This window comes from Candidatus Avedoeria danica, from assembly GCA_016703025.1.
In the GTDB taxonomy this organism is placed as follows: domain Bacteria; phylum Chloroflexota; class Anaerolineae; order Epilineales; family Epilineaceae; genus Avedoeria; species Avedoeria danica.
The window spans coordinates 156,723-175,190 of the sequence record JADJCV010000003.1; the positions used below are offsets into that span (position 1 = coordinate 156,723).

Genomic DNA, 18,468 nt, shown 5'->3' on the forward strand with positions numbered 1-18,468 from the left:
CGGGTTGAGGTCGATCATCCGGGAGCTGCGAACCCTCATGGACCCACCGGCGTCGGGGTCGGGGTGATGAACGGCACGAAGAGGGTCGGGGTGACGGTCGGGTTGACCGGCGTGGCGGACGGGGGGTTCGCGGTCGGCCCCGGCTCGGGCGTCGGCGGGGGGGTCACGCCGGGCCAGAGCGTGGCGGTGGGGGTGAAGGTCGGGGTGGGGGTCGGCGGCGGGGTGGGGTACAGCGCGACCGTGCGCAACCAGTACGGGCGCGAGGCGTCGAAGGCACCACGGGTGTAGACGACGACGTGGACGACCTGCCTTGTCGGATACACCGGCCAGTCGTAGACCTCGTTGTCATCGCCGTCGCGGACCGCGTACGCATAGGTCGGGCATGGCGGCGACGTCGTTTGCCACGGGCCGACGAGGATGTCGTAGTCGAGGTCGTCGGGCGGCCGCATCTCCGTGCGGTACTGGATGCCCGGCTCGAGCTCGAACTTGTAATAGTCGCGGTTGCTCGTCGTGTTGCCGGTCAGCGGGGCGCGGACGACGAAGTCGATCGGGACGAGGATCGCGCTGGAGCACGTGTTGTTGCCCTCGAAGCTGTCCTTCATCGGCGTCGGCGTGCGTGTCGGCGTCGCGGAAGCCTTGGGGGTTTCGGTCGGGTTTGGCGTCGAGGTGCCGCGGTCGAACATCGTCACGCCGAGCTCGTACGTCGCGCCGCCGCCGCCCGAGGGCCCGCGGTTGTCGACGGTGATGATCACCTGGCCGTCGCCGGCCGCCTGGAACGTCACCTCGGACTCGAACGTGAGCGCCGACGCGTCGTCGCTCCAGCAGCCGAAGGTGTCGTTCCACGGCGTGCAATTCGTCCCGCCCGGCAGGTCGCCGACGGCCAGCACGGTGTCGACGCCGGCGGCGAGGCCCTTGGTGAACACGCGGTACCATCGGCCGCCCTTCACCGGGAACGTCGCCAGATCGATGTCGAAGTCGCTGCAGAAGTTGTGCTTCTGCGTCGCCGTGCCGTCGCCGATGCTCACCAGGATCGGCTTCTGCTGGCCGCGCGAGCTGTCAGGCTCGAACTCGTCCGGCTCGGTGCACGTGCGGGGCGACTGGCCGGGGCCGAGCGTCGGCGGAACGAGCGTCGGCAGCGGCGTGTTCGTCGGCTCCGGCGCCGGCGTGTCCGTGTCGCGCGGCGTGGCGGACGGGCCGCTGTCGGGCGTCGGTTCGTCCGGGGAGATGAAGACCTGCGTCGGCGCCGGGGTCGATGTCGGCGGCGGCTGCAGGAGCCACTGGTCGCCGACGGCGGTCTCATTCGTCGTCATGTTCTTGACGATGATCGCGTATTCCTGCCCGGTCGGCCATTGCTCGTTGAACTCGACCGGCGCCGAGAACGTGCCGTCGGGCTGTGACCCCAATTGCGTGACCGGGACCGTGCTGTCCCACTGGTCGGGCGGCACGTTGGCCTCGCGGCGGGCGATCCAGACGGCCAGCGACGTGTCGGCGGGCCAGCCGGTGCCGCTGATCACGGGGCTGCGCGGGTCGGTGAGGTCCACCTTCACGGTGCCGCTCGGCGTCGGAACGGTCCCATCGAGCTTGGGCGTCACCGCCCGCACCTCGCGCGCGTCGACGACGAGCGCCGTCGGGTCGGCGCTGTTCAGCTTGCCGTAGGCCACGATCGACTGGCCGCGCACGAGCGCGAGCGGGTCCGTGATCGCTTGGCCGTCCGCGAGGAGGCGGGCGCCGTCGCCGATGAGGCGCACGGCGGAGACACCGTCCGTACCGTCCTCGAGCATGAAGAGCCCGGTGTCGGGGTCATAGCTCAAGAACGTGCCCTCGAACCGACCCTCGGCGGGGTCGAGCAGCGCCATCTCCTTGCCGTTCGGCCCGTCGAGGCACGTCGGGCAGACGTCCTCGCCGGTGTCGCGCTCGATCTTGGCGACGCTGGCGGCTTGGATCCCGTACCAGATGGCCACCGGGCGCGCCGCGGCACGCGAGGTCTCGCTCGGGAAGAACACGTAGTGCGTGTCGTCCGTCTCCAGCAGAAGCCGGGCGCAGAACTCGCGCGGGTTGAGCTGGCGGGCGAACGCATCGAGCAGCGGGTCGGCCGTCCCCGTGCCCGCGCGCGTCACGGTGCCGCCGGCGCCCGCCGCGCCGGTCGCGGCATCGGGCAGCTTGCCGATGAGCTGGACGCGCGGCAGCCGGCCGCCGTCGCACATGTCGTTCTCGGCGAAGACGCGGCCGGTGAACGTCAGCACCGTGGCCAGGCCGAGGACGATGCCGATCGCCGTCAGGCCGGCGCGGCGGCGCTCGTCGTCGGACAGCGGGTCGCTGTTGGCCATCAGGCGGCTGCCGCGCAGTTGGACGAAGGCAGCGTTCAGGGCCGGGTAGCGGAGGCGCCAGTCGGCCGGCGGCTGCCACGTGCTGAGCCGTATACACAGGAGGCGCCAGAGGGTCCAAAGGGGCACGGCCAGCGCGACGAGGATGGCCAGGAGGCCGAGCCTGGCGTACCACTCGCCCGTCTTCCAGAGGCCGAACACGGCGCCGAGCCAGCCGCTGACGGGCAGCGACCGCCCGACGGCGCCGCCGGCCTGCACGGCTTGCGGGATGAGGACGTAGTAGCCGGCGAAGAAAGCGACGAACAGCCCGAAGACGACGATCGGCCGTCCGGGCGAGCGTACGGTGTCCCGCAGCAGCCGCCGCGCCAGGAGGTAGCACGCCACCGGGACCGCGGCGAAGAGGGCGATGACGAGGAGGATCGCCAGCAGGATGAGCGGGCTGGCGAGCAGCGTCGCCAGCGTCAGACCGACGACGTTCCCCAGCCCGGCGAGGAGGTTGGCGGGGTCGGTGAACGTGATCAGGCCGGCATCCGTCAGCCGGAACCCGCCGACGAAGTACGAGCGGCGGTAGAGCCAGCCCCAGAATTGGACGAGGACGAGGAGCGCGACGGCGAGCCCGATCACGGTCGCCGGCGTCATCGGCGGCAGCCACGACAGCCAGCCGCCCTCGCCGCGCGCCGCCGACCACGCACCGCCGAGGCGACCGCCGAAGCCGCCGCCCGCGCCGTCCGATGCGCTGCGCCCGCCGCCGGCCGGAACGCCGCCGCGCGGCGCGCGGCCGCGGCGCTCGACGTACGCACTGCCGAGGTCGACGCTGTCGACGACGGCGCCGTCGAGCTTGGCCTCGGTCAGGTCGGCGCCGGTGACGTCGGCCCAGGCCAGGTTTACGCGGCCGAGGTCGGCCTGCCGCATGTTCGCGCCGCGCAGGACCGACCAGCGGGCATCGGCTTGGCGGAGCACCGTCGCGTGCAGGTCGGCGCCTTCGAGGATCGTCCAGCGCAGGTCGGCGTTCGTGAGATCCGCCCGGCTGAGGTCGGCGCCGCGCAGGTTGAGGCTGGAGAGGTCAACGCCCCGCAAGTCGAGCCCCGAGAGGTCGACCGTGCCCTGTGTTTGCTCGATGCGCTCGATGATCTGTTCGCGGGAAAGGGTCATGGGTCCGTTGCCTTTGGCCTCGGGGCGGGATGATAGCACACGGGGTTCAGCCGCCTGTCTCGATCAGACGGCTTCGATCAGACGGCTTCGATCAGGCAGTGCCCCGTCATGGACGGCGGGGCGGCGGTGCCGAGGAGCGCGAGCAGCGTCGGGGCCACGTCGGACAGGCGGCCGTTTGCCAGCGCGATCCCGTCATCGCCTTCGCCGAGCCGTGCGTATGCCGACCCGACGAGCACGACCGGCACCGGGTTCGTCGTGTGCGCCGTGTGCGGCGCGCCGGTCACGGGATCGATCATGACCTCGGCGTTGCCGTGATCGGCCGTCACGAGCGCCACGCCGCCGCGCGCCAGCAGCGCGTCGACGATGCGGCCGAGACAGGCGTCCGTTGTCTCGACGGCCTGCACCGTCGCGGCCAGGTCGCCGGTGTGGCCGACCATGTCGGGGTTGGCGAAGTTCACGACGATCAGGTCGTCCTCGCCTTCGGCGATCCGCGCGACGACAAGGGCGCACAGGGCCGGCGCGCTCATCGCCGGCTGGAGGTCGTACGTCGCGACGCCGGGCGACGGCACGAGCTGCCGCTCCTCGCCCGGGAAGGGCGCCTCCCGTCCGCCGTTGTAGAAGTACGTCACGTGGGCGTACTTCTCGGTCTCGGCGGTGTGGAACTGGCGCATGCCCGCCTCGCTCACGACGCGGGCCAGCGGCTGGGCGACGTCGTCGGACGGGAACGCGACGGCGGCGGTCTGCGCATCGGCGTACCGGGTCAGCGTCACGACGTCGATCCGCGAGAGCTGCCGCCGCTCGAAGCCGGCGAAGGCCGGATCGGTCAGCGCCGCCAGCAGTTGGCGCATGCGATCCGCGCGGAAGTTGAACAGCACGACGGCATCGCCGTCCGACACGCGGGCCAGCGGCCGGCCATCCGCGTCGACGAGGACGGTCGGGGCGATGAACTCGTCCGTTGTGCCCTGATCGTACGCGGCCTGCACCGCCGACTCGGCCGACGGAGCGGTCTCGCCGGCCCCGTCGACGATCGCCCGCCACGCCAGCGCCGTGCGGTCCCATCGCTTGTCGCGGTCCATCCCGAAGTAGCGCCCGCCGATCGTGGCGAACCGCCCGACGCCGCTGCGCGCGAACGCCGCCTCGGCCGCCCGCACGAATCCGAGCGCGCTCTGCGGGGCGGTGTCGCGGCCGTCCGTGAACGCGTGCACCCAGACGCGGCCGATGCCGGCGGAGCCGGCGGCGTCCAGGAGGGCCGTCAGATGGTTCGTCGTCGCGTGCACGCCGCCGTCGCCCAGCAGGCCGATGAAGTGGACGGCGGCGCCGCGCGCCCGCGCGCCATCGAACGCCGCCCGCAGCGTCGCGTTCTGGCTGAACGTGCCGGCCATGGCATCGGCGTTCAGTCGCGTCAGGTCCTGCAGGACGATGAAGCCGGCGCCGAGGTTCAGGTGGCCGACCTCGCTGTTGCCCATCTGCCCCGCCGGCAGACCGACGTCCTCGCCGGACGCGACGAGCTGGGCGTGCGGATAGGTGGCCAGCAGCGCGTCCATCGTCGGCGTGCGCGCCAGCGACACGGCGTTGCCGGGGCCGGGCGGGGCGAGGCCCCAGCCGTCGAGGATGATCAGCGCCACGGGACGGGCGGTGGTCGGGAGGGCGGTGCCGGTGGGTTTGGGGGCGGGCATGGGCGAGGCATTGGGTGTGGGCATGGCGCTTGGCTCCATGAAGTGGCGGACAGGATGGGCGAACGGGGTGAGGGGGGGCTGAGGGGGGAGTGAGGTTATGGGGGCGGAGATCTACCGCACCGCCCGCCACACATCGGCCTCCACCAGCCGTTCCACCGGCGCCCGGTCGTCCGTAAGGATGCGCGCGTCGGCGGAAAGCGGCACCGCCATCCGCCATCGCCCCGCCATTGCGTCGGCCGCCGCGCGTGCGGTGTTCGTCGCGCCGTCCGTGGACAGCGCCGTGCGCCGCGCGTCGAACGCCCCCTGACCGGGCGGAGCGCCGGACGCGACGAGCACGCGATTGTACGCATCCGGCCGTTCGATCTGGCCGATCCAGCCGAAGACCGTCGCCAGCGTCGCCGCCGCGCTGCCGGTGAGCGTCCCGCCGTCGCCGGCCGGGTCGACGAGGTTGAGGGCGACGATGCCGCCGGGGGCGAGGCAGCGGCGGGCGAGCGTGAAGAACTCGCGGGTCATGAGGTGGAAGGGGGGGTAGGGGCCGCGGTAGGCGTCGAGGGCGATGAGGTCGTAGGGGGGTGAGGGGGAAGGACCATCGCTTCGCGATGCGCATCGTCGATTCATCCAGACGCGACCGTCGGCAATGTGGATCGTGAGGCCGACGATTTCGGAAAGACCCAGGTGAGCGCGGGAGATGTCGATGACGTCCGGGTCGATCTCGACGCCGTCGATTCGGACGCCCGGCCAGGCGGCGGCGAGGGTGCGGGCGACGGTGCCGCCGGCGAGGCCGACGACGAGGGCGCGGCGGACGGCGGGCGGGGCGTCGCCGGGGGCGAGGAGGGGGGCGGCGGCGATGTCGTCCCAGACCGTGCCGGTGAGGGGGCGGTCGGCGTCGTGGATCGACTGGACGGCGGCGCCTTCGTCGAAGAGCAGGAAGCGGCGGCCGGCGGACTCGACGATCTCGATGTAGTGCGTTCGTCCTTCGCGCCAGGCGATGAGCCGGGCGCCGTCCGTGCGGTCGGCGTGCCCGACCGGGGGCTGCGTGGCGGCCGTGCGCGCGAGGAGCACCATGACCGCTGCGAGGCATGTGACGCCGGCGGCCATGGCGTGGCTGAGGCGAGAGCGCGAGCGGGCGGGTTCGGCGACGAGCGCGAGGGCCGCGACGAGCATCAGCGCCGCGCCCCAGGCGGCGAGCGACAACCGGACGCCCAGGAGCGGCAGCGTGCCGAACGCGGTGCCGAACGTGCCGGCGAGGCTGCCGAGCGTCGACCACGCCAGGATGCGCCCGCTGCCGCCGGCGGCCCAGCCGTGCGCGGGCGCAGCGGGGTTCGACGATCCCTCGCGCACCGATGGCCCTGCGCGGGCACGCGGGCCGTCGTCGCGCTGCGACCCGGCGATGACGAGCGGTACGACCATGCCGAGGAAGACCGTCGGCCAGGCGACGAACGTCGCCGCCGCAACGAGGAACGCCGCGGCGCTCGGCGCATCCAGGTGCGATGTCGCGACTTTGCCGCTCAGCAGCGCAACCGGGGCGATGGCCCATGTTGCCGCGACCCACATTCCGCCGATGGCGGCGCCGGCGGCGGCATTGTACCGGCAGGCAGCGGCGGATTCCTCGCCCGCCGACAACGGGCCGGGCGGTCGGGCCCACGATCGCCAGCCCCGGCCGGCTGCGGCACGGCGGACGTCGATCCCGCTGAGCGCGCTCCCGGCGGCCAGCCCGGCCAGCGTCAGCCCGATCAGCGTCGCCCAGACCGGCATCGACATCCCGAAGCTCGGCGCCAGCAGGCGGGCGCCGGCGATCTCGAGCGCCATCGTCGCCGCGCCGCACGAGAACGCGAGGGCGTCGGCGACGAAACGGGGCGGGCCGGCTGGCCCGCCCCGTGGTTCGGCTGGCGGCGGTGAGGTCGACATGGCATCCATCGTCCGGCGCGAACGCCGGCGCGTCAGGCGCTCTCGATCCCGTCGGCTTGGTCGTCGACGTCGGCGCCGAGGACGAGGGGGGCCGGCGCCTCGGCGTGGACGCGCTTGGCCGGCCGGGCGGTGGGAGCGGCGGGCACGCCGGCGCGGGTGAGGAGGAGCGGTGCGGCGCCACCGAGGACGGTTTCGCCGCGGACGACGCACTTCGTGATGTCGTCGCGCTCCGGGATCTCGAACATCGTCTCGAGGAGCGTGCGCTCGAGGATCGTCCGCAGGCCGCGCGCGCCGGCCTGCATGCCGAGCGCGGCGCCGGCGATGGCCTTGAGCGCATCGTCCGTGAACTGCAGCTCGACGCCGTCCAGCGAGAAGAGCTGCTGGTACTGCTTGATCAGCGCGTTGCGCGGCTCGGTCAGGATCCGCACGAGCATCGGCTCGTCCATCGGGTCGACGGCGACGACGACGGGCAGGCGGCCGACGAACTCCGGGATCAGGCCGAACGTGAGGAGGTCGTCCGCCAGCGTGTGCTGCAGGATCCGCGGCTCGTCGATCACGGCGGCCGCGCCGCCGTCGCCCGACTGGAAGCCGAGCGAGCCGGCGCGCAGGACGCGCTTGCGCACGACCTGGTCGAGGCCCGGGAAGGCGCCGCCGCAGATGAACAGGATGTCCGACGTGTCGAGCTGGATGAACTCTTGGTGCGGGTGCTTGCGACCGCCCTGGGGCGGGATGTGGGCCACCGTGCCCTCGATGATCTTCAGGAGCGCCTGCTGCACCCCCTCGCCGGACACGTCCCGCGTGATGGACGGATTGTCGCCGCTCTTGCGCGCCGTTTTGTCGATCTCGTCGATGTAGATGATCCCCTTGCTCGCCCGTTCCAGGTTGCCGTCCGCCGCCTGGATGAGCCGGAGCAGGATGTTCTCGACGTCCTCGCCGACATAGCCGGCCTCGGTCAGCGCCGTGGCATCGGCGATCGTGAACGGGACGTCGAGCAGGCGGGCGAGGGTCTGCGCCAGCAGCGTCTTGCCGCAGCCCGTCGGGCCGATCAGGAGGATGTTGCTCTTGGCGAGCTCGGCCGTTTCGGCGTTCGCCTCGGCGTGGTGGATCCGCTTGTAGTGGTTGTACACCGCCACCGCAAGCACCTTCTTGGCCCGCTCCTGGCCGATGACGTACGCGTCCAGCCCATCGTAGATCTCGCGCGGCGACGGGACGTGCGGCAGGAAGAGCTCGGGCGTCGAGGTCTCGCGCGCTTCCTCATCCGCCAGGATCTCCTTGCAGAGATCGACGCACTCGTCGCAGATGTAGACCGAGTCCGGGCCGGCGATCAGCCGCGTGACCTGGTCCTGCTGGCGCTTGCAGAACGAGCAGAAGTGGCTTTTCGATCGGGGCTTCGTCATCTCGAGGACTCCCTGGCGGCGATGCGCAGCCACGCATCCCGGCGGATGCGGAGCAACCCGCGAACGGCGCTCGCGGGGCGACGCGGATCTCGACTCAGTTGGTGACGCCGTTGAGGGTCGCGAATCCCGGACCGCGCGTCGGCGCCGGTAGGCCCTCGGGGCCGGGCAGCACCTCGTCCACCAGGCCGTAGTCGACGGCCTCCTGCGCCAGAAGGAAGCGGTCCCGCTCGAAGTCGGATGCCACCTGCTCCTGCGTCTGACCGGTGTGGAACGAGATGATCTGCTGGATCCGGTGGTTCAGCCGCAGCAGCTCGCGCGCCTGGATCTCGACGTCCTGGGCGTAGCCGCGGCTGCCGCCGCCGGCCGGGTGCATGTGGATCGTGGCGTTCGGCAGCGCGACGCGCTTCCCCTTGGCGCCGGCGGCCAGGAGCACCGTGGCCATCGAGGCCGTCGTGCCGATCGCGTACGTCCGGACGTCGGCGCGGATGAGCTGCATCGTGTCGTAGATCGCCAGGCCGGCGTAGACGATGCCGCCCGGCGAGTTGATGTAGAAGTGGATGTCCTTGTTCGGATCCTCGCGGTCGAGGAAGAGCAGCTGGGCGACGATGACGTTGGCCACTTGGTCGTGGATCGGGGTGCCGAGGAAGATGATCCGCTGGCTGAGCAGCAGGCTGTAGATGTCGAAGGCGCGCTCGCCGCGGCCGGTCTGCTCGATGACCATCGGGATCATCGCGTGCGGGCGGTCGGTTTCGTGTTGTGTCACGGGAACTCCTCTTGAGCGAAAGATGTGCGGGGGTGTTGTCGATGGGGTGTCATGGGTTGCCGCTCGTGATCGCCATCAGGCGGGCGATGGCGCGGCTGGAAAGGATGCGGGCGCCGAACGAGCTGCGCATCTCGTGGACGGAGGGCATCGGACCGCGGCGGGACCGGGCGCCCTTGGCGCTCTGGCCGCCCGGGCCGCCCGGGCCGTCCTTCTTGCTGGCGCCGACGAGTCGGCTGAAGAACTTCACCTCGTCGTCGATCTCGTTGGATCGGACGCGGATCCCCTCGGCGGCGCAGAACTCGGTCAGGACGAGCTGGCGCCGGATGCGCTTGTCGGCTTCGCCCTCGATCTGGGCGTACAGCGCCTCGGCGCCCTCGGGCTGCAGCCCGAGCCATTGCTCGAACACGAACCCCTGCTCCTCGACCTTGGCCTTTAGATCGTGGACATAGCGGGCGATCTCGGCGTTCAGCAACTGCGGCGGGAAGTCGACGTTGGCCGCGGCGACGAGGGCGTCGATCGCGCTCTCGATGTGCTGATCCTGCAGCGCCATCCGCGCGCGCTCCTCCATCTGCGCCCGCACCCGCGCCCGCAGCCCCTCGACGCTGTCGACGTCCGCCAGCGTCGCCGCCAGCGTGTCGTCCAGCTCGGGCAGCTGCAGCTCGGCGACGCGCGTGACGGTGCCGCTGAACGCGACGGGCTGCTCTTGCAGCGCGGCATCCGGCCAGAACGCGGGGTAGGTGACGGTGAAGTCGAGCGCCTGGCCCGCACGTGCGCCGGTCAATTTGTCGATCACGGCCGGCGGCAGCCGCGTGGCGTCGAACCGTTCAGGGTCGAGGGCGAGCGTCAGCGCCTCGTCCTCGAAGACGACGGCATCCGCGTGTCGGCCGACCAGACCGAGCGTGACGATGTCGCCGGCCACGGCCGGGCGCTCGACGTCCGTCAGCACCGCCATCTCGCGCCGCCAGCCCTGGAGCACCGCGTCGACCTCGTCGTCGCCGATGGCCGGCGGGTTGGGGGCGGGGACGCGCAGCGCGTGGTAGTCGCCAAGCGTGACGGCGGGCTGGAGCGGGACCGTCACTTCGATCGTGAGGGGGTCCCGGCCGACGACGTTCGCATCGACCGACACGCCGGTGTACGCCTCGCCGGGCTCGACGGCCTGCCGGGCGCCGCGCTGCGCGAGCTTTTCCACCGCTTCGCTCTCCAGCGCCTCGGCGCCGAGCAGCGCCTCGAGCCGATCGAGCGGTGCCGTGCCGGGGCGATAGCCGGGCACGCGCGCCCGCTTGCCGAGTTCCTTGGCCACGTCCTGCTTGGCGCGCGCCACGTCGTCGTCCGTGACGACGATCGTGATCTTGCGCTGGCGCTGGCCAAGCTCTTCGCTGCTGACGTGCAACCCGGACTCCTGTCTCGCGGCTCTTCGTTGGGATCAAGCGGGGCGTCGGGATCAAGCAGATCGTCGAGGTCAAGATGGGCGCGGCCCCGCTCGGATGGGGAAGGGGAGACTCGAACTCCCACGGGTCGCCCCACATGCTCCTAAGGCATGCGCGTCTGCCAATTCCGCCACTCCCCCGCGCCGCGGAGGATTATAGCGGTCGGTGCAGGGCGGGGATAGCCATTTCTGCGACAGCCGAACCGTTCTAGCACGACATTAACGGCCGCGCACGGTCCAGTATTCTTCAGGCGGCCAGGCGTGGTTCGAGCACGCGGCGCGCAGGTAGTCCTGGCGGTAGCGGCGGATCTCGTCCTGAACGCTCTCGCTGTCCAGCAGCGCCATGTCGGCGATCGCCCGGATCGGCAGTCCGCAGACCGGGCAGATGATCACCTCGTCCAGGCTGCGCCGCCATGCCGGGTTGCGCTCCTGCCATGCGCGGACGGCCGGAGGGACGCCGGTGCTCTCCTGATAGAAGACGATGGCGACGGTGTCGCTGCGGGTCATGGCGATGGAGTCGCCGTCGCCGACACGATCGAGGTTCCCTTCGGCGCCTCGACGATGAGCGTCCACTCCGCCTCGTCGGTCGAGCCCGAAAGGAGCAGCGTCGCCGTGCGCTTCAGGCCCTTGTCGGCGAACCGATCGGAGCGATCGACGGTGTGGAGGAAGACATACGAGCCGTCCTCCTCGCTGTCCAAGCCCCAGCCGAACGCCGTCATCTGCTCCTTGTACCACGCGACGAGCGCGTCCTCGTCGAAGTCGTCCATCGCGTACTCGGCCGCCGCGTCGAGGTCCGCCGTCGCCGGCTCGTACGCCACGCGCGTCGCGGCCACCGGCACCGGGATGTCCGCCAGGTCGGCGTCCTGTACGGGGTGCCACGGGTCGGCCGCCGGGTCGGCGGTCGGCGTCGCGGTCGGCTCGAGCCGTGCGACGACGGTCGGCGTGACCGGCAGGCCGGCGATCGCGACGGCCGTGGACTCCGCCGGCGTCTCAGCCGGCGCGCCGCCGCAGCCGGCGAGGGCGAGAACGGCTGCGCCGAGTGCGGCGGTGGTGGCGGCGAACATCGGGATCGGGCGGCGCGACATGGCGGTTCCTCAAGGCAGGGCGGGGGTCGTTGATCTCAAGCGGAGCCCGTCGCCGACGATGGGTCGGGCGGGTGAGGGCCGATGATACAACAGCGATGATGCAACGACAGCGATGATGCAACAGCAGGGATGATGCAACAGCCGCGATGATGCAGCAGCGTCGAGTCAGAACGGGCGAGAGACCGCATCGGACGGCCACACGCTGCGGCTGGCCGCCGGCTGACCGATCGGTGCGCATCGACTGCCGCCGCGAACCCAACGTCGTCGACTGCCGCGCCGTCGCCGATGCCCGTATGATCCGCCCATGATCGATCCGCCCATGATCACCGCGCCGACCGTCGCCCCGTCCACGCCGACGCCCATCGACCGCGCCTTCTTTGCCCGCGACGCCGAAACCGTCGCCCGGGCGCTCGTCGGCGCCACGCTGGCGGTGGCCGGTGCGGGCAGCGTGCAGCGCGTCCGCATCGTCGAGACCGAAGCGTACGTCGGGGCGCACGATCTGGCGTGCCATGCGGCGCGCGGGCGGACGGCGCGCACGGCCATCATGTTCGGCCCGGCAGGTCATGCCTACGTCTACCTGATCTATGGCCTGCACCACCTGCTGAACGTCGTCACCGGTCCGGCGGGCGATGCGCAGGCGGTGTTGTTGCGCGCGGCCGAGGTCGTCCGTCCCGACCAGCCCCTCGACGTCGCCGCGTGCCGCGGCCCCGGCCTGCTCACCCGGCACCTCGGCGTCACCCGCGCCGACGATGGGCACAACGTCTGCCCGACCGACGCGCCCGTCGGCGCCCGCCTGTGGTTCGAGGACGGAACGCAGCCTGGGCGCCTGGCGACCTCGGCGCGCATCGGCGTGGACTACGCCGGCCCATGGGCGGCCGCACCGCTGCGCTTCTTCGACCCGGACAGCCGTGCCGTCAGCCGGGCGCGCCCGTCCCATCCGGCCGCCCGCGCGCCCGTCGACGGTTGACCGCGGATCGGACCCGCCGGCCGCCGATCCGCCCGACCCGGCAAACCGATCCGGCAAGCCGACCCGGCAAGCCAGCCGGCGGCTATAACGCGCCTCCAGCACACCGCTAGCATCTCTCTAACGCGCTCGTTCTACGCTTCAGCCAACACACACCCCACGCGTCCGGCACCGCTGCGCCGGACGCGCCGATCGAACGAGGAGAGCTGAACGATGACGACGAAGATCGTGCGCCGCACCTGGAGCCCCGTGACCGACCTTTCCCCCGATGTTCTCTCGCTGCGCCAGGCGATGGACCGGCTCGTCGCGGACAGCGTCGTCCGGTGGCCGGCCGGCGGGCCCGCCCGCGCCAGCGGCCCCCTCGCTCCGGCCGTCGATGCCTGGGAGGAGGGCGACACCGTGATCGTGGAGCTGGCGATGCCCGGTGTCGCCCCCGATGCCTTCGACGTGACGATCGAGCGCGACACGCTCGTCGTGTCCGGCGAGGCGCCGGCGCAGGCCGCGGACCGGACGTGGTTGATCAAGGAGCGCCCCAACGGCCGCTTCGAGCGCCGCTTCGACCTGAGCGTGCCGCTCGATGTCGAGCGAATCACGGCCAGCTATGTCGACGGCATCCTCCGCCTCGAGCTGCCGAAGGCCGAGTCGGTGAAGGCGCGGAAGATCGAGGTTTCACGGAACTAGGCCCGGCAAGTCCTTCTTCCCCCCGAAATCCACGAACCGATAGCCCATCCCGCGCTCCGTCACGATGTAGCGCGGGTGGGACGGTTCGGGCTCGATCTTCTGGCGCAGGTAGGTGATGTAGAGCCGGACGTAGTTGTCCTGGTCGACGTACTCCGGCCCCCAGACGTTCGTCAGGATGACCTCGTGCGTCTGGAGCCACCCGGCGTGCTTCACGAGGTGGTAGAGCAGGCGCCATTCCGTGGGCCGGAGCTTCACGCGCTTGCCCTTGGCGATGACCTCGCGGTGGGCGAAGTCGAGTTGGAGATCCTCGTCGACGACGACGATCCGGTTGTCGCGCGGCGTCTGGACTCGGCGCAGGACGGCGCGGGCGCGGCTGACGAGCTCACTTGGCGAGAACGGCTTGGCCACGTAGTCGTCCGCGCCGAGGTCGAGGCCGCGGATGCGGTCCGTCTCGTCGGCTTGCACCGTCAGCATGATCACCGGGACATCGGAGAAGGTGCGCAGCTCGCGCAGCGTTTCGAAGCCGTCCATGCCGGGCATGTTCACGTCGAGGACGACGAGGTCCGGCAGCGTCTCACGCACCTTCTGCACGCACGTCGTACCGTCGTGCGCCTCATCGACCCGAGCGCCCTGCATCTCGAAGTTCACGCGGACGAACTGGATGATCCGCTGCTCGTCGTCGCAGACCAGGACGAGCCGGTCCTTCAGCAGCGTGGCGTCCGTCATGTGCTCCACCTCTGTCGTCCGTCGTCGCTCGCCGGCGGCTGATCCCCGCCCGCGCCGCTGTCACTGCCCGCGATTCCGCCGCGCTCCGCCGCCGCCGCCCGCGGCAGCCGCACCGTGAACGTGCTCCCCTCGCCCGGCGTGCTCCGGACGTCGATCCGACCGCCGTGCGCGCCGACGATCGCCCGGCACATGTAAAGCCCGAGGCCGGTGCCGTCGGCGCCGCCGTCCGTGTGGGCGCGGAAGAACCGGCCGAAGAGCTGCGCCTGGTCGGCAGGGTCGATGCCGATTCCCCGGTCGATCACCTGGACGATCACGTCGCTGGCCGGGCCGTCGCCGTCCGGGCCGTCGCTCCCCAGCACGACGGCGATCGGCGTGCCGGGCGCCGAGTACTTCACGGCGTTGGACAGGAGGTTGTCGAAGACCTCACGCAGCCGCACCGGGTCGGCGACGATCGGACCGACGTCGGCCAGCTCGGTCTGCCAGCGGCGGTCGGGGTGGACGCGCCGGAACGACTCGACGGAGCGGGCGAGCATGTCGCGCAGATCGACGGTGTGGCGGTCGAGCGGCAGCGCGCCGGCGCGGAGGCGGGCGGCCAGGAGTAGCTGATCGACCATGTGCGTCAGGTGGGTCGTCTCGTCGAGGATCACGTCGACGGCCTGCGCGCGGAAGGCATCATCGCCCGCCATCTGCGGTTGCTGGAGCGTCTCGGCGAAGCCGCGGATCAGGGCGAGCGGCGTCTTCAGCTCGTGCGACAGCCCGGCCAGGAAGGTGTTCTTGGCGGATTCCGCCTCGCGCAGGGCGGTGACGTCCACGACGTTGACGACGAATCCGTCGGGCGCGGTGCGTGTCGAACCCGGCGCCGGTGGCGATCCCGCGGTCGATCCCGCGGTCGAGCCTGCCGTCGAGCCTGCCGTCGAGCCCGACACCGACTCGACGCCGTCCGGCGCGTCGACCTCGCCGACGGCATCGGCCACGGCCGAGAGCGCGGTGATCTGAACTTGCAGCCACGGCTGGCGCGCACCGTCCGGCAGCCGCCCGGTCCACCGGAGACCGCCGTCCGCCGACGCGGCCGGATCGATCCCGATCCGCCGGCCGTCCTCGCCCTCGAGCGGCAGCGCGTCGCGCAGCGTTCGTCCGGCGAGTTCGTCGCGCCGGCGGCCGAGCAGCCGTTCCGCCGCCGGGTTCGCGCCGACGATCCGTCCCGCGCCGTCCAGCAGCAGGATGCCCGTCGGGCTGCCGTCGACGACCTCGGCCAGCTGGTGCTCGCGCGCCGCCAGTCGGGCGTGGAGCATCGCGTTCTCGATCGCGATCGCGGCCTGGTCGGCGAAGGCGCGCAGCACCTCGTCGTCGGCCGACGCGAAGACCGCCGCGCCCTGGCTGCGGAAGACGACGATCTGCCCGATCTCGTGCGCCCGCCGCCGCAGCGGCAGCGTGACGACGTCCATGTCCTCGTCATCGCCCGGCAGCGTGCGCACGGCCACGAGCGGGCCGGCGGGCGGTGGGAGCGCGGGCAGGGAGAAGTCGGCAGCCGGGAAGGCGAGGGCGGTCATGCGCCGGCTCGTCAGGCCGTCGATCTCGGCGGGGGCGCCGTCGAGGGCGCTGTCGAGGGCGTCGTCAGAGTCGACGGTCGAGCGGGCCGCGTCGGCGTCGGCGTCGGGGGCGGCGCTGGCCGCCGCGCTGTTGGCCGCCGCGCTGCTGGACGCCGGAGCGGGCCAAGCCGGGTCGAAGCTGCTGTGGAGGTGCTCGACGAGCTTCTCTTCGAGGTGGTAGCTCGCCACGATCCGCAGCCCGTCGTCGTCGTGCGCATCGCGCCCGACCCGTCCGCCCGTGTCCAGCGTGCCGAAGCCGCCGCGCCCGTCCCCGCGGATCGCGATCGCACCGGCCGTGCCGCCGGTCATCGTGACGGCGGTCTTGAGGACGAGCGCCATCACGTCGCGCGGCTCGAGCGCCTCGGTCATCGCGCGGGCGATGCCGAGGAGGTAGTCGCGTTGGCGGAGGGACGGCGTGGGGGGGATGGGCATGGCCGGCTATTCTAGTCCGGTGTGCGGGCGGATGACACGGCGCAGCGGCGGGTCTGGTGCTCACGGGCGATCTTGTGCCACGGCGCACCGGACCCGCCAAGCGCCGCTGACGCCCGTCTAACACCGAGCGGCTACAATCGCGCGCACCACACCCTCGTCGCGTCGCCGGCTCTGGGGCGCACGTCCTTGGCTTGACCGAACGGGCTTGATCGAAATGGACTACAAGGACTACTACAAGATCCTCGGCGTCCCCCGCACCGCCGACGACAAGGCGATCCGCCGCGCCTACCGCAAGCTGGCCAAGGAGAGCCATCCGGACCTTCATCCGGATGACGCGGCCGCCTCGCAGCGCTTCAAGGACGTCGCCGAGGCGTACGAGGTGCTGGGCGATGCGGACAAGCGCGCCAAGTACGACAAGTTCGGCGCGGCGTGGCGCCAGTCCGAGCGGGCGGGCGGCGCCGACGGCTTCGACTGGTCGCAGTGGGGCGGGGCGCCGGGCGGGCGGCGCGCCGGAGCGCCCGGCGGGGGCCGGACGAACGTGCGCAACCTATCGCCCGAGGACCTCGAAGCGATCTTCGGCCGCGGCGGCGGAGGCGGCTTCTCCGACTTCTTCGAGTCGCTCTTCGGCGGCGGCATGGGCGGCGGCGCCGGCGACGACGCACAGGCCGGCCGCCGTTCGCGCGTCGGTGGATCACGCCAGGCGGCGATGCCCCCGCGCGGCGGCGACCTCGAGGCCGCGGTGCCGATCACGCTGGCCGAAGCCTACGGCGGCACGGCGCGCCAGCTCCAGCTCGACGGCCGGCGGATCGAGGTTCGCATCCCGCCCGGCGTCAAGACGGGGAGCAAGGTCCGGGTGCGCGGCGAGGGCCAGCCGGGGCAGGCGGGCGCGGGCGATCTGTTCCTCATCGTCGAGGTGCAGCCCGATCCGCGGTTCCAGCGCGACGGCGATGATCTCCGCGCGGCCGTCAAGGTCCCGCTCTACACGGCCCTCCTCGGCGGTGAGGCCGCCGTGCCGATGCCGGATGGCAGCTCCAGCGCGCGCTTGACGATCCCGCCCGAAACGCGCAACGGCCAGCGATTTCGCTTGAGCGGCAAGGGAATGCCCAAGCTCCGCGCGCCCGACACGCGCGGCGACCTCTTCGTGACGGTCGACGTCGAGCTGCCGCGCGACCTGACGGATGAGGAGCGGTCGATGTTCGAGACGCTGGCGAAGCTGCGCCCGGCGCCGTAGGGATCCGGACGCGACGATGACGGAGCCCGAGCCACGCGACAGCGATCCCGACACCGAGCCGGCGCCGGTCCAAGGCGCCGCCACGATCGCCCTCGCCGTCGTCCCGTCCCCCGGCCACGATGACCCCGGCCACCCCGAGCACGCCGGCCGCATCCCGGCCATCCTGGACGCCCTCGCCGCCGACGGCTGGGCCGACCGCTTGCCCCGCCTCGACGTCGCGCCCGCCCCCCATGACGCCCTCGCCCGCGTTCACGACCGGCGCTACATCGACGCGCTCCGTGCGGCGATGGCCCATGCGCCCGGTCTGATCGACCCGGCGCCGACGTACGTCACGCCGTCGTCGTTCGACGATGCCTGCCGCGCCGCCGGCGCCGCGATGGCCGCGGTCGACGCCGTGCTCGACGGCCGCGCCGGCAGCGCCTTCGCCCTCGCCCGGCCGCCCGGCCACCACGCCCGCCCCGCTCAGGCGATGGGGTTCTGCTTGTTCGGCAACGTCGCCGTCGCCGCCCGCCACGCCCAAGCGCGGGGCATCGGCCGCGTGCTGATCGTCGACTTCGACGTCCATCACGGCAACGGGACGCAGGAGATCTGCTACGGCGACGGCAGCGTCGTCTTCGTGTCGACGCACCAGCAGGGCGCGTATCCGGGCACGGGCGCGCTCGACGAGGTCGGTGAAGGCGCCGGCCGTGGGGCGACGGTCAACGTGCCGCTGCCGAGTGGCGCGGGCGACGCGGCGTTCGATCGTGTCTTCGCCGACGTCGTCGCGCCGCTGGCCGAGCGCGTGCGCCCCGAACTCGTCCTCGTCTCCGCCGGCTTCGACGCCTCGTTCCGCGACCCGCTGGCCGGCCTGACGGTAACCGGCGCCGGTTTCCACACCGCCGCGAAGGCCCTCGCCGACATCGCCGCGCGCCACGCCGAGGGCCGGATCGCGTTCGTCCTCGAGGGCGGCTACGACCTGCCGGCGCTGGGCGAGGGCGTCGCGAACGTGGTGCGGGCGTTGCACGGGCGGGCGGCGTTGGCGGCGTTGGGGCGATCGGATCAGGGGGAGCCGTCGGTGAATGCGTGGATCGATGCCGTACGGAGTCGCCACCGATTGTAGCGTCAAACCCACAAG

14 protein-coding genes and 1 tRNA gene are annotated in these 18,468 nt (G+C 72.1%); 4 read left to right on the forward strand and 11 right to left on the reverse strand.

Annotated elements, in window-relative coordinates; translation table 11 throughout:
• Positions 1-35: 35 nt before the first annotated feature.
• The 9 genes from IPG72_02615 to IPG72_02655 form a co-directional block, all read right to left on the reverse strand.
• On the reverse strand, positions 36-3,476 hold the full coding sequence (locus IPG72_02615; protein ID MBK6767925.1) for a pentapeptide repeat-containing protein: 3,441 nt from the start codon (positions 3,474-3,476) through the stop codon (positions 36-38).
• Between the two features lie 77 nt (positions 3,477-3,553).
• Positions 3,554-5,152, reverse strand: coding sequence for a 2,3-bisphosphoglycerate-independent phosphoglycerate mutase (locus IPG72_02620; protein ID MBK6767926.1), 1,599 nt, complete (start codon positions 5,150-5,152; stop codon positions 3,554-3,556).
• A 111-nt stretch (positions 5,153-5,263) separates the two neighbouring features.
• Positions 5,264-7,060, reverse strand: a complete 1,797-nt coding sequence (locus IPG72_02625) for a fused MFS/spermidine synthase (protein MBK6767927.1) — start codon at positions 7,058-7,060, stop codon at positions 5,264-5,266.
• Positions 7,061-7,092: 32 nt separating this feature from the next.
• The gene (clpX, locus tag IPG72_02630) at positions 7,093-8,457 is read right to left on the reverse strand and encodes an ATP-dependent Clp protease ATP-binding subunit ClpX (protein ID MBK6767928.1); all 1,365 of its coding nucleotides are present in this window, start codon (positions 8,455-8,457) and stop codon (positions 7,093-7,095) included.
• A 94-nt stretch (positions 8,458-8,551) separates the two neighbouring features.
• On the reverse strand, positions 8,552-9,220 hold the full coding sequence (locus tag IPG72_02635) for an ATP-dependent Clp protease proteolytic subunit (protein ID MBK6767929.1): 669 nt from the start codon (positions 9,218-9,220) through the stop codon (positions 8,552-8,554).
• Between the two features lie 49 nt (positions 9,221-9,269).
• Positions 9,270-10,610, reverse strand: coding sequence for a trigger factor (gene tig / locus IPG72_02640; protein MBK6767930.1), 1,341 nt, complete (start codon positions 10,608-10,610; stop codon positions 9,270-9,272).
• Between the two features lie 95 nt (positions 10,611-10,705).
• A tRNA-Leu gene (locus tag IPG72_02645) sits at positions 10,706-10,787 on the reverse strand.
• Positions 10,788-10,865: 78 nt separating this feature from the next.
• A complete protein-coding gene (locus tag IPG72_02650) occupies positions 10,866-11,153 on the reverse strand; it encodes a hypothetical protein (GenBank protein MBK6767931.1) in 288 nt (95 codons plus the stop codon).
• A complete protein-coding gene (locus IPG72_02655; GenBank protein ID MBK6767932.1) occupies positions 11,150-11,731 on the reverse strand; it encodes a hypothetical protein in 582 nt (193 codons plus the stop codon). Before IPG72_02655 ends, IPG72_02650 begins: the two co-directional genes overlap by 4 nt.
• A gap of 319 nt (positions 11,732-12,050) precedes the next feature.
• Here IPG72_02655 and IPG72_02660 point away from each other — a divergent pair, with 319 nt between their 5' ends.
• Together IPG72_02660 and IPG72_02665 are read left to right on the forward strand one after the other, a co-directional pair.
• Entirely contained in the window at positions 12,051-12,698 is a 648-nt protein-coding gene (locus tag IPG72_02660) for a DNA-3-methyladenine glycosylase (protein ID MBK6767933.1), read from the forward strand.
• Between the two features lie 210 nt (positions 12,699-12,908).
• Entirely contained in the window at positions 12,909-13,376 is a 468-nt protein-coding gene (locus IPG72_02665) for an Hsp20/alpha crystallin family protein (protein ID MBK6767934.1), read from the forward strand.
• Here the strand turns inward: IPG72_02665 and IPG72_02670 are convergent.
• The gene (locus IPG72_02670; protein ID MBK6767935.1) at positions 13,365-14,102 is read right to left on the reverse strand and encodes a response regulator transcription factor; all 738 of its coding nucleotides are present in this window, start codon (positions 14,100-14,102) and stop codon (positions 13,365-13,367) included. The two genes, IPG72_02665 and IPG72_02670, sit on opposite strands and share 12 nt — an antisense overlap.
• Positions 14,099-16,123 carry a PAS domain-containing protein gene (locus IPG72_02675; GenBank protein MBK6767936.1) on the reverse strand — a complete coding sequence of 675 codons (2,025 nt, stop codon included), beginning with the start codon at positions 16,121-16,123 and terminating at the stop codon, positions 14,099-14,101. Before IPG72_02675 ends, IPG72_02670 begins: the two co-directional genes overlap by 4 nt.
• Before the next feature lie 214 nt (positions 16,124-16,337).
• On the opposite strand from IPG72_02675, the gene IPG72_02680 reads away from it, so the two are divergent.
• Positions 16,338-17,354: a J domain-containing protein gene (locus IPG72_02680; GenBank protein ID MBK6767937.1), complete on the forward strand. Its 1,017-nt coding sequence runs from the start codon at positions 16,338-16,340 to the stop codon at positions 17,352-17,354.
• Between the two features lie 16 nt (positions 17,355-17,370).
• Entirely contained in the window at positions 17,371-18,453 is a 1,083-nt protein-coding gene (locus IPG72_02685) for a histone deacetylase (protein ID MBK6767938.1), read from the forward strand.
• Positions 18,454-18,468: the final 15 nt, after the last annotated feature.